Origin of the sequence: Mycoplasmopsis canis PG 14 (assembly GCF_001553195.1) — a bacterium.
GTDB classification, from domain to species: Bacteria; Bacillota_I; Bacilli_A; order Mycoplasmatales; family Metamycoplasmataceae; genus Mycoplasmopsis; species Mycoplasmopsis canis.
The window spans coordinates 411,693-424,402 of sequence record NZ_CP014281.1; the positions used below are offsets into that span (position 1 = coordinate 411,693).

General features: G+C 27.0%; 9 protein-coding genes. 1 reads left to right on the top strand and 8 read right to left on the bottom strand.

What is annotated here, in order from left to right; genetic code table 4:
- Positions 1-64: 64 nt before the first annotated feature.
- Genes AXW82_RS01555 through AXW82_RS01585 form a run of 7 tightly spaced genes read right to left on the bottom strand, consistent with a single transcriptional unit; the run spans position 65 to position 10,278 of the window.
- Complete coding sequence (locus tag AXW82_RS01555) at positions 65-1,975, bottom strand: hypothetical protein (protein WP_060913328.1); 1,911 nt, start codon at positions 1,973-1,975, stop codon at positions 65-67.
- Between the two features lies 1 nt (position 1,976).
- A complete protein-coding gene (locus tag AXW82_RS01560) occupies positions 1,977-2,252 on the bottom strand; it encodes a hypothetical protein (protein ID WP_004794646.1) in 276 nt (91 codons plus the stop codon).
- A gap of 2 nt (positions 2,253-2,254) precedes the next feature.
- Positions 2,255-3,295, bottom strand: a complete 1,041-nt coding sequence (locus tag AXW82_RS01565; RefSeq protein ID WP_004794644.1) for a carbohydrate ABC transporter permease — start codon at positions 3,293-3,295, stop codon at positions 2,255-2,257.
- On the bottom strand, positions 3,252-4,289 hold the full coding sequence (locus AXW82_RS01570) for a carbohydrate ABC transporter permease (protein WP_004794643.1): 1,038 nt from the start codon (positions 4,287-4,289) through the stop codon (positions 3,252-3,254). Before AXW82_RS01570 ends, AXW82_RS01565 begins: the two co-directional genes overlap by 44 nt.
- On the bottom strand, positions 4,273-6,360 hold the full coding sequence (locus tag AXW82_RS01575; RefSeq protein ID WP_060913329.1) for an ATP-binding cassette domain-containing protein: 2,088 nt from the start codon (positions 6,358-6,360) through the stop codon (positions 4,273-4,275). The genes AXW82_RS01570 and AXW82_RS01575 overlap by 17 nt, the downstream gene beginning before the upstream one ends.
- 14 nt (positions 6,361-6,374) lie before the next feature.
- Positions 6,375-7,751, bottom strand: coding sequence for a thermonuclease family protein (locus AXW82_RS01580; RefSeq protein WP_060913330.1), 1,377 nt, complete (start codon positions 7,749-7,751; stop codon positions 6,375-6,377).
- Positions 7,752-7,809: 58 nt separating this feature from the next.
- On the bottom strand, positions 7,810-10,278 hold the full coding sequence (locus AXW82_RS01585; RefSeq protein ID WP_060913331.1) for a P68 family surface lipoprotein: 2,469 nt from the start codon (positions 10,276-10,278) through the stop codon (positions 7,810-7,812).
- A gap of 234 nt (positions 10,279-10,512) precedes the next feature.
- Here AXW82_RS01585 and AXW82_RS03620 point away from each other — a divergent pair, with 234 nt between their 5' ends.
- Positions 10,513-12,042, top strand: coding sequence for a DDE-type integrase/transposase/recombinase (locus AXW82_RS03620; RefSeq protein WP_060913308.1), 1,530 nt, complete (start codon positions 10,513-10,515; stop codon positions 12,040-12,042).
- A gap of 381 nt (positions 12,043-12,423) precedes the next feature.
- On the opposite strand, the gene AXW82_RS01595 is transcribed toward AXW82_RS03620, so the two are convergent.
- Positions 12,424-12,708 (bottom strand): hypothetical protein, encoded by a 285-nt coding sequence (locus tag AXW82_RS01595; RefSeq protein ID WP_004794633.1) that lies wholly within the window; start codon positions 12,706-12,708, stop codon positions 12,424-12,426.
- Positions 12,709-12,710: the final 2 nt, after the last annotated feature.

Consider the following 12,710-nt stretch of genomic DNA (forward strand, 5'->3'; position numbering starts at 1 on the left):
TACTAAATTCTACAAAAATAAAAAACACATCTAGATTTTTCTAAATGTGTTTTAGTTTCTTATTTTATTTAACGTTAGCATTATTTACATAATGTTCATCAATTTTTAAGTTACCTATTGATTGAGAAATATAATCATCAATATTTACTTTTTCAGTATTAGTTGATTGCTGACTTTTTAGCATTTTATAAACATCAAAAATATATCATTTACCGTTTTCTTCGAATTCAACTCAATATTTATATATTTTTCTAGGTTCTAAAGTACTATTATCTGTTACTCTGTCATTAGTTAAAACCGGTTCTATTTCATAACCTTTTATAACTTGGGTTTTATATACACCATTTAAAAATAATAAATTAGAAAATAAATTAGCTAAACTGAAATGAGAAGTCTGTGAAATTTCAATTCCTTCTTCTAATCTCTTAGTAACTGTTTCAATATCTTTCTTAAATGGTTCCTTGATTTTTTCTAATTTAGATTTTAAGTCGCTTGAATCAGGAGACTTCTTAAGTTGTCCCAAAACAAGTGCAGCATCTTTTCTGAACTTATCAACAGATAGCAATTTATTTTCTGCATTTTTTATTGCTCTTTCTTCTCTTCTGATTTCAGATTTTCAATTGTTGATTTGTTTTTTATCCTTAGAATTACTAATTTGTTTTTTTAGTCCATCTATATTAGATTTTCTTTTTTGAATTTCAATTAAAACATTGTGTTCTTTTTCTTCTAAAAAGACTTTATCAATGTTCATTTCTAAATACTTCATTGGGTTTTGAAGAAACTCAGGAGTTTCCTCGTTTGATAAAGCCTCGTTAAAGACTTTGAATTTATCGTCTTTATTTCCAGTTGCGCTATTAACACCTTTTGCTAGGTGTATTGGACCAAACCCACTTGTAATACCTTGATCAGTACTTTCGATTAAATCTGATTTTACATTGTATGAAGGCGCAATTTTTATAAATTCATCTCAAACGGTTCTTAAAACTTCTTTAGATTCTGTTTTCTTAATTTTGTTTGCGAATTTATTTTGTACTTTGTCTCTTATTATTTGAAAAATTGAACTTGGAATTCCGTTATTAATAATAAGAGGCGAAAATTCAATAATATATGATAAAGAAGCTTTATCAAATGTAAGCATATCAGCTATAGGCTTATATGAAGATTTATCTGTTGCGGTTTTTTCGTGTTTAAATCAAAAGTAGTATGCAGCTCATGGGGTATTTTTAACAAAGTTTTCTAATATTTCTTCTATTTGATCATGGGTAATAACTAAATCTAATTTTTCTAATGAAAGATCATAAACATTTACATTTAATATTGAAGATAAATTACTTTTTATAAATTTTTCGTTTTTAATAGCTTCTGTTTCTTCACGATCTTCAGAATCTAATTTTAAGATTTCTTTGAGGGTTTTTGTACCTTTATTTTTATTATAGTATTCGTTAATTTTTTCTTTAACTAATTCTACTTTTTTATCGAAGTCATTTAATACTAGATCATTTTCATTTAAAAGTAATTTTATATCATTAGTATTTTGTTCATTTCTCGAAGGATTGTTTGTTAAATATTTTTGGTAATCTTCTTTGCCTTGCTTAACCATTCTTTGTAATTCAGAATACTTGCTTTGTATTATAGAAATAGATTTATCTTTAATATCTAACAAGTTTTCTAATTTTGTTGATAAATGTTTATTATTAATTTCTATTCTATTAAATTTAAATCTTAAATTAATACTTGAGAAATCATAAGTTAAAAAGTTGGTTGTGTATAAATTATTTTCAAATTCAACAAGAACTTTATTATTTTTATTAGCAACTCTCTCTTTATCTAGAAAACCATTTTCTTTAATGAAAGACTTAGCATATACTACTGTTTTATCATTCTCATATAAACATGAAACAGCTGTAAAAGGTATTGATGCAGCCAAAATTGAACTAGTAAATAAAAACTTAAATTTTTTATTAATTTTAAACATATTAACTAAACATTTCTACATATTTTCATGATTTAATTCCTGCATAGGAAATAATAAGTCCCATCATGAAAATTATGCAAGCGAATGCTAAACCTCCTATAGTATATGATCTTGCAAAGTTGTAAGTATCGATAATTTTTTGATCTAAAGTTACGTGTTCATGAAGCTCAAGAACTCCACCTAATCTAGATAAAAAGATTGAAAGAATAATGATTGAAATAAATGCAATAATAGTGATAATTGTTCATGTAATAACTTTTCTTTTGTATCCTGTCATATCTATCCTTTAATTGTAGATCCTTGTCTACTAATTGCATTCATAATTCTTTTTCTAAATAATAAGTAAATAATAAACATAGGTAAAATAACAATAATAGCTGCAGCCATTCTTATATTTAATTGAACATTAGCTCCGGCAGTTACATCTCTTTCGTCTAAACCAGCTTTGAATAATCAAACAGAAATTAATTGTCAATCTTTGTTATCGCTATTAACAATTGAAGGTCATAAGTAAGCATTTCATGAGGCTAGGGCTGTAAGAATAACTATTGTTAGTGTTGTTGGAACAACCATAGGAAAAGCAACTTTAAATAAGTATTTCATCCCTCCGGCTCCATCAACTAATGAAACTTCTTTAATTCTACCAGGAATAGCTTCAAAAGCATTTTTATACATAACTGTATTGAAAATACTTGCTGAGAATGGTAGAACCATAGCTAATAAAACAGTAAACAATGAAGATCTTAAGTTTGTTTTAACCACAACTGTATATTGCCCAGAAAGTAAGGCAACTTCTGGTAATACAAGTAATGCTAAAGCTAAAAATCATATAAGACCTTTAAAACGTCAATTTCTTAATGAAAATGCATATCCCATCAAGAAAGTAATAAATATTTTAAAGAAAACTGAAAGTAAAACATTAACTGAAGTAACCATTAATGATTGTCAATAACCTGAACTAATGGCTCTATCATATGTATTTTGAACAACTTCTGCTCAAGGTTTAATTTCAAAACCTCCAGTAGAATTTGGGTCAGTTTGAACGAAATAAGTTTTACCTAAAGTGAAATCTGATGCGAATTGGAAAGTTCTTTTCAACCCTTCAGCTTCATCATCTGTCATTAACGAAATATTAATCATGAAGATAAAAGGAAAAATAATAACTAATCCAAAAAATGAAAGTAAAAATAATTTTAATAAAACACTAGCTACAACATTTATTAGGTTCTTTTCAGTTACTTGAGATGAAACTGTTTCTTGATTTCTTCTAAGCTTCTTAGCTATTAGAAGTTTTTGTAGCTTTAACTTTAACTCAAACATTTCTTTCTCCTAAATTATTTAATGCTAATTGAACCATAAAGAACCCTCCTCTTATAACTGATGAGTAGCTTACTCCAATAATAAATAATGAAATAGCTGATGCACCAGCAAGAGCAAAATTACCATTCTTTGTAACTAAATAAACATATAACATTAATGTTCCACCACCATAAGCAAAAGCATTTTCAGGTTTATTGTTAAATAATGCTAATGGGAAAACTTTTAATCCACCTATTATCCCAAGAGTAATTAAAAAGTTAATTGTTCCTTTAATAGATGGTAATGTTATTTTGAAAAATTGTTTAATTTCTCCGCAACCATCAATTGATGCAGATTTGTATAAGTTTTTATCAACACCAAGCATTGCTGTTGTAAAAATTAAAATATTGAACGCTAGACCGCTTCAAATTCCGTTGATGAACATTGCAAGTAAAGCATTAAAAGTAAATTGATCACTCGTTTCTAATCATGGGGTTTTTGAACCTAATACAAGGTTTAAAAGTCCATTTGAGCTAAATAATTGGATGAAAGCTGTAGAAACAGCAACAGCATTTGTTATATAAGGTAAAAAGAATACTGTTTGTCAAAATCCTTTAGCTCATTTTCTATGTAATTTAGCTATAACAGATGAAATAGTTAACGAAATTGCCATAACAAATGGTAAAACAGCTAGACCATATATGAATGAGTTTCTGACTCCGACAGCAAATCTAGGATCGGTAAAAGTACTAATGTAATTGTCCAATGATAATTGACCTTCTGAGTTAAATAAAGACTCTTTTAAATTCAAGAACAATGGAACAATTGTAAACATAAATATAAGAATTGCACCTGGTAACAGGAATAATAAAGGCATTCAAAGAGGTGTTCTTCTATCTAAAATGGAATGTGATAATGCAGCTTTTTTTCTTGATTGACTTTTTAATGATCAATTAAGTAAAAAAGGTAAATTTCTAGAAATGAATAAGTGTAATTTATTATTCAGAGAATTCATATGAAATTCTTTCTTCAGAAGCTGCATCAAAAATATGTAATTTATGAATTGGTAAATCAAAGTAAATTGAATCACCTACTTTATAATTTTCAGAATTATCTAGTAAGAAGTTAATACGTCCAACATTTTCAATTTTTACGACAAGTTTACTTTCTTTACCAAAGTTTTCTTGTACGATAACTTCACCCTTGAACATATATTTATCAGTTGATTTCTTAATAATGTAGTCTTCTGAACGAACCCCTACATTTAATGAAGAGTTTGATTTTTCTGGTAATGAAACATTTTTCATTTCAAAACCAGCAACAAACAATTTACCATCTTTTAGTTCTGAAGGGAATAACCCCATTTCTGGCATACCTAAGAAACGAGCAACAAATTGATTCTTAGGTTTATTGTATAGTTCAAGAGGTGAACCAAGTTGTTGAACTTTAGCAGTTGACATACAAACAATAATGTCAGAAATAGACATAGCTTCCTCTTGATCGTGAGTAACAAAAACAGTTGTTATACCTAATGATTGTTGGATTTCTCTTATTCATTGACGAGTTGAGATACGTAATTTAGCATCTAAGTTTGATAAAGGCTCGTCCATTAAAAGAATTTCTGGTTTTTTAACAATAGCTCTTGCTATTGAAACACGTTGCTGTTGCCCACCTGAAAGTCTTGTTGGTTTCTTTTGGAGAATTTTTACAATTTCAACACGATTAGCAACTTCCATAACTTCATTGTGAATTGCTTTTTTAAGTGAGATATTGTCTCTTGATAATTCTTTTAATTTAACCTTTTCATCTTCATTTAAAACTGAAGGAATTTCGCCTTTACGCTCTTTTTGAAGTGTTTCTTTTAATTTATATTTATTTTCAAATGAAGAAACAAGAGTGTAAAAGTGTTTTTTAGCAATTAAAGGTAATGTCAATGCATCCTTTTTAAGTTCATTGTATTCCTTATCAGATTTTAGTGTATTGCTAAATTCTTTTTTAGCTAAGTTATAAGCAGCTTGTTTTTCTTTCTTTAAAATTGCGTATTCTTCAATAATTTCTTTTTGTTTTTCAATAAATTTATATCTTGTTAAAAGTTTTAAAACTTTTTCTTCTAGTTTAACAACTAATTTTCTATCTTTCAATACAAGATCATCTAAATCGATGCTCATTAACTCTGCGGCAAAAGAATTTAATTCGGTTGTTCTTTCGGAAATTTTTTCATGCGCTAATGATTCATATTTAATAAATTTAGATGGTACATTTTTCAATATTTCAGCTTCTTTTAAGTTAGCTCTTAAAAGATTATTCTTAAGGTCTGAATTGTATTTTTCAGTAATTCTTGCCAACTTTTCTTTGGAATCTTTACGAAGTTTTTCATTTGTTTTTAGAACATTTTTTGTTAAAAGTGATATTTTTGAAGTTTCATGTACACCAGCTAGTTTAAATTCGGTATGAGCTTTTTCGTATGAATCAACCAAACGAGCATATTCTTTATTTAATTTGTGCGGTAAATCTTCTGAAATTAATTCTCACTTTGAAAATGCGCTTCTTAATTCAGATATTTCCTCTTTAGTAGCGCCCAACTTCTCTAGATACATAATTCTAATTTCATTTCTTGCTTTTTCTCTTTTTAAGAATGTTTTAAATTGTCAATTGTAATCATTTTTTAAAGGGAAAGCAATGTTCGCATAAACACTTAAATGTGGGTATAATGCATAGTTTTGAAAAACAAAACCAATTTTTCTTTTTTGAGGTGTAAAGTCCGTTACATCTTTTCCTTTAAATAGGATTTTACCTGATGTCACAGTTAAAAGACCTGCAATAGCATTTAATGTTGTTGTTTTTCCTGAACCTGAAGGACCTAAAAGAGTTACTAATTTTCCTTCAGGTATTTTAAAACTAACATTGTCAACAGCTAATGTTTCACCAAAATCAATATTCAAGTTTTTTAATTCAATCGCAGGAACCTCTTCTTGGCTTGCTACATTAAATTCATCAAAGTATTGATTAATCTTTTTAAGTGATAATTCATCAACTTTAACAGAACTTTCTTTTAACTTGTTAATAAGTTTTTTTAAGATTATCATATTTATCCTTTCTTTTATTTTTTAAGGTAATCTCTTACAATTTCTTCATTACTTGTTCTTTCTCAATAAAAAGGACTTCATTTGTTATTACTTTTTATTAAATAAACAAAAGATGATACATCACCTGGGTAATCAAAATAATTGAATAATCCTCTATTATTTTTTATTGCCTCTTCGAAAGCATCCGCAATAAAAGGATATAAATTATATTCATATGAAGTAGTATCTTTTTCTTGTAATTTTAATTTTCAAATATCATTGCTATATGGTAAAGTGTGACCAGATCTAACAATTTCTGATATATAAGAATATTTATAGTTTTCTCCAAAAAATACATCAGCTGTTATTCTATCATAGGAATCTTTACCACTTACAAAGCCTATCATGACATCGTTTTTATATTTTTCGTTATCTATTACTTTCTTTGCAAAGTTTGTTGCATGAATAGCAAATGAATATTCGAAAGGAGATGCTGATACATATTTAGATCCGTTACCAACCCCTTTTTCAGGAGTATCAATACCAGAAAGTCTTACTTTATATGATTTACCTTCTTCTATAGTAACTCCTCCTTTTAAAGTCTTACTTTCTAATGCAATAATCGAAAATGTATCTCCATCAGAAACTGATTCAATTTTAGCCCTAAATGATGCTTTCTTTATAGTTTCGTTTTCGAAAGAAATGTTTGTAGGTTTAAAATTATTTGGGCTAGAATTTATAGTCAAATCTTTTAATAGTGGATTTAACTTAACTTCATCTTTAATATTTATATTTATATTATCTAAACCTAGTAAATTTTTACTCTTGTAGAAGGGTTTATATGTTATTGAATATAAAACTGAAATATTCTCAATTTTTTGTGCAGCTTCTTGTTCAGTTTTATTTTGACCTTTTTCTCCTAGTTTTCCATAATTAATTGTTTTATTATAACTAGATAAATTAAGCTGAACATCTTTATTATTTATCTTAATGTAAATTTCTTTAGGGGCACCACTAATTTGTTTTACATCGACAAAAATTTTATTACCTTTTTTGGCAGGTAGTTTTATGTCTTTTAAGTAAACATTATTAATATGCTCATTTATCAAATCAACTACATATGAAATTGCTTTATTAAATTTATCTTTTTTAACAGAATCACTTTTAATTCCTTTTGTTCATAGTCCGTAGGTTCCGTCATCATTTTTTGTTATATTTGAATTACTAATATTTACAGATAGAATTGATTTCTTCGAATTTTCTTCAACAAAACTAGAAACCTTAAATTCCTCAACATTCTTTTCTTTTTTATTTGTAATTCTAACTTGATCATTAGAACATGAAGCAACAATACTTGTTAGTGGTATTAAAGATATAGCACTTAAAACAAAAAGTTTATTCTTGATTTTCATAAATTAAATTAATAAATAATAAATATAATTTGTTTCCAAATTATATTTATTTGTATTTTTATCCTTTAATACCTTGTGTCATATCTTTCACAAAATCAGCAAAACTCTTCTTAGTTTCAGTTTTGTTTACATAACCTGATTGAACTGTTTCCCATGCAGTACCGATATTTTTTCTAAATGAATCTGAACCGCTTCCAGCAGGTTCTTCAAAAACAATATAGTTTTCATCTTTAGAAGTTTTGGCAAATTCTTCATATGCAATTTTTAAGTATTTATTTTGTCCATAAATTTTTGCGGCTTCTGTATCTGTTTTTTCGCTAATTCCTTTAAGGGCAGATATATAACTAGCAGCTTTTTGCACTTCAACTAATGGTATACTTTTTTTGGTTTCTGAAATTGAAATTTCTTTTTCAGATGTTACTAATCACTTTACAAATGCTTTTGTAGCAGCTTCATCTTCGTCGTTAGATTTAATTCCTATTAAAGAAGGCCCTTGTGCAAATAAAACTTTTTTAGCGCTATCTGATTTTCATTTGCCTGGAGTAGGTATTGAAATTAATTCTGATTCATTTAAAAGATTTGTATCTTTAAGAACTTTTACATTATGTTCTGAAAATTGATCGTTAACAAATTCTAATTTATTAGGTTTTAATACATTTTTAAATGCATAAACAACATATTCCTTACTATCTGATTTTTTAATAATACTATATTTTTCAAATGATAGTGTAGATGCTTTTGAATCTAAAAATTTAATATATTCGGCTAGTTTTCCGCTTTTTGCTTTTTCAGCTTCAAAAAATAAATTAAGGGTTTGATTTTTGTTTTCTAACGCAAATAAAGTTTTTATTTTATCTTCATCTTCTTTTGTTTTAGCATAGTAATCGTATTGTCCTGCTTTTTCAGATTGTTCAAATCCCATAATAGCATTTGCTCTTCCCCCAACATAAGCTATTGCGTTTTGAGTTTTACCTTTTTCTTTAAATTCATTTGCACCTGAAAAATTATTTAAATCATATTCATACCCATTAGCTGATACTGTTATGACAGATGAATTCCCTTTTTTGAAATTATGGAAATACCCGGCTGTTGAACCAATTGAAAATGCAAATTTATGTTTTGTTTGATCGTTAGAAGAATATTGTCCAGAAGGGAAAGCATATACTGCACCTTTTTCAAATGCAGAAGTAAATGTGCTAAAAATTTCTTGTGATTTTATATAAGCAGCACCAGTAGTGTTTTTAATAGCATTAAAATCAACTACTGTTTTACCATTATTTTTAGAAACAGATTGAAGCATGTTTGATTTATTTCCGTCTAAAGCAGAGAATAATGCTTGTTCGTAAACTCCCGTCATATCATCAATACCAAATACATGAACTGGTGATTCTACACCGGTAGTTGAGTTTTGGAATAATAATTGTGCAATTGTTGAAAATTTAACTAATTCATCATATGAATCGAAAACGCTTTTTGATAATTTAAATCCTTCTTTTTTATATTCAGATAAAACAGTTTCATAAGAAGCTACTTTTTCTCCCCATAATGCTTGAACACTCGATCTATCTGCAGAACCTGCACTTATAATTTCTTCAAAAAACTCTTTTGAATCATCAGCAAACACAACTCCATTTTGTTTCATTGTATCTAAAATGTATCCTAATACAGGCGCGTTAATAGCAAGAACTTGTGTACTCTTAAATAAAGGTAATACATAAGTTGAATCTGATTCAACATTCTCGATTTCGTTATTTACCGCTGAAAAACCACTATCAAATAATGATGTATCAACATCTAAATCCTTATCTAGTGAGTTAAAACTTAGTAACATTCCTGGCTCTAATTCACCATTTGAATTCACTGTTCTCTCAGCTAATTTAGCAGCTACTGTTGAATAGTTTAGAATAATATTAAAGAAATTATCTTTGTCACCTGATGAAAGTGCTAATCTTACTTTTTCAGCACCTGCTGGATAACCTGAACCAATAACTTGGTGTTTAACTTTTTTAGCTAATGGCGAAATACCAAGCTCTTTATATTTAACAGCTTTTTCAGCGTCTGTCATATTTGATTCTTTTACTTTTAACATTTCATCAACTAATGCATTATAGGCTTTTAAAACACTTTCAAGAGCCTTAGCTTGAGCACCAGTTTCTGAAAATGTTGTAGCTAATATAATTTCATTTTTTACTTTTTGAGCAAATTTTCTATTTGTTGATTTAGAAGATTTTAATCTCTCGAAGTAACCTGGGTTATTTTTATCAACAGATTCTTTAATTTTTTCTTCCAAAGCTTCTAAATCTTCTGGTGTTGTAGCTGCTTCAACACTAGCTTTTAAAGATACTTTATCATCTTCTACAGCAAAGTTAATGTATGCGTTCAAATCGTCTTTACGTGATTCAAGATCATCAACTGTTGAAACGCTATCACTTTCACCTGTTCCACACGCTACTGTAGCCATTAGTGCTGATGCAGAAATTAAACTTCCACCAACACCTAATAAATATTTTTTAAGTTTATTTGACATAACTTAAATCTCCTTATAATATGTAAAAAATTTAAAAATTTTTGTTAAGATTAATTTATTTATTTTTAAAAAACCAGAAATTATAAATGTACTTCACAATTTCTAATACAATTATATAAAAATAAAAAAATAAAGTTAATATAAAGGATAATTGTGTAATAACATATATTTTGAGCCACATATTAATCTCATATAAAATGAGCCTATTTAACAAGAAAGTGGTATAAGTTATTTATGAAAATAACACACAACTTATTTAAGTATAAAAATTTAACAAAATTTGAAATAAAAAAACAACAATCTTTAAAATTGATTGCTGAAAATATCGAAAAATCTTTATCTTATCTTAGCTTGATTACAAACCTTAGTTTATCAACTGTAAAAAGATATAAAAAAGTTATTAAAAGCAAAAAAGAAATTGTTGTCTCACATAAAAATAAATATCATCAAAGAAATTACAAAATAACTGATGCAGAAATAGAATTAGTCTTTAAAAATTATTTAGAAACATGTCAGTTTATTTTGAATAGAGATCTAACAAATAATCAACTTTCAATTAAAACATACTTCAATTCTGAGTATGGTTCTTTTATAAGAGAAAAAATTTCTTACAAAACTTTAGTTAAGAGATTTAATCAATTAGGTTTATTTAATATACATACAACCAAGAGAGGAAGAAGGGTTGCAAGATTATCAAAGAAAAAAACCTCAGAAGATATAACATTGATATTAAAAAATTATTATCAACAGATTAAACAAAACGAAAAACAAAGACAAGTTTTAAATCTAAAGAAAAATCTAAAATTCGGCGAAATTGTTGAGATTGATGCACAACTTGAACCATACTTGAAAAATGATAAACCATTATATCTTTATCATGCAATAGATGTAGCAACAGGAACATTGTTAGCAGCATGATTCGAAGAACAAGAAACAACATTAGGATATCAAAGACTACTAGAAATTGTATTTAAAAAGTATGGATTCCCAAAGAAAATCTATACTGATAAAAGAAGAAGTTTTTGAGGAAGCGAAAACACACAAACAGTCTTTGAAAAAGTTTTAAATAAAAAGGGAATAGAAGTACTAAGTTCATCAAATCCAAAACATAAACCACATGTTGAAAGATCTTTTAGGACATCACTAGACCAATATCCGTTACTTATTCACGAAAACGGATATAAAAATATTGATGATTTGAAGAAAAATAATGAAGTATTTCAAAATTATTACAATATCAGGAATAAAAAAATAATTTCTAAACAAAATGTTTTTCAAAAAGAGGGAAAGAAAAACGGCAATTGAGCCGTTGATTTAGAGATTAATAGAAAAGTTTTAAATGGTGTTGTTAGATACCAAGGTAAAAATTACGCAGCCTTTGATATGTATAACAAAAGAATTATCTTCCCTTATAATTCTGACGTTTTATTAGTGCATTCTTCGGATGATAATTTGTATTTTAAATATAATGATAAAAAATACTTTGCTAAGGAACCTAACGGAAAATATCTAAGTTTAACAGAAATGTGAGCTTTAGAGAAAGGATTAGATTACTCTATTCCAGCCGTAGGGAAACTAGCATTTATCTATAATAAAACAAATTCATTTTTTAAAACTCTTGAATTATATATCTCAAAATTTAATAGTATTTCCGTGAATGCGCAAGATAGTAATCTTGAAGCTAATAAAATCATGTCCGAATACTTAAGCATACTCCGAGCATTGCACAGAAGCATCAATGATGATATAAGAATTGATGCATAATAATTTTAATATTTTTTATGAAAATTTTAAAAATAAAAATTGCTCTTTTGATGTAGGGAAATTTAGAAAAAATGCGTAAATTTATAAATTTAAAAAAGCAAAAAAATAAAAAAATTTTTTTGCTTAAGTTTTTTGCCACTTTTTTTCAAAAAAGTGCAGACTTCTATAAATAAAAAATGAAAAAACATTTAACTCCTAAATAAGGAGTTAAATGTTCAAAAATAAGCTCAAAATACATGTTATTCTACAAAAATAAAGTTAATATAAAGGATAATAAAATTGAAAAATTGTGGAAATTTTCCACAATTTTTCAGTAATTTTATTTTTATTTTTTAAAAAAATTTAAAAATGCTCTAAAATATTTAGTTCCTATGCACTTTTTTAGCGTTCAAATTCTAGATCGTACAACTTATCCACTCTTTTAGACATTTGATCAAGGGTTTCGAGTTCTTTTTTAAATTCAGGATTATTAGCAAATTCATCATAATTTTGCTTTGTTGATCATCTTTGTTGAATAATTATCTTGTCCTTGCTTTCTAAACCATACTCAAAAGATAAATTAGTTTCTAACATTCTTGCTTTTTGAGTAAATATATAAAGGTAATCAACAAAACCTTTTATTTTTTCAGGATTAATAATATATCTATCAGCTTTTGAATAAATCATTT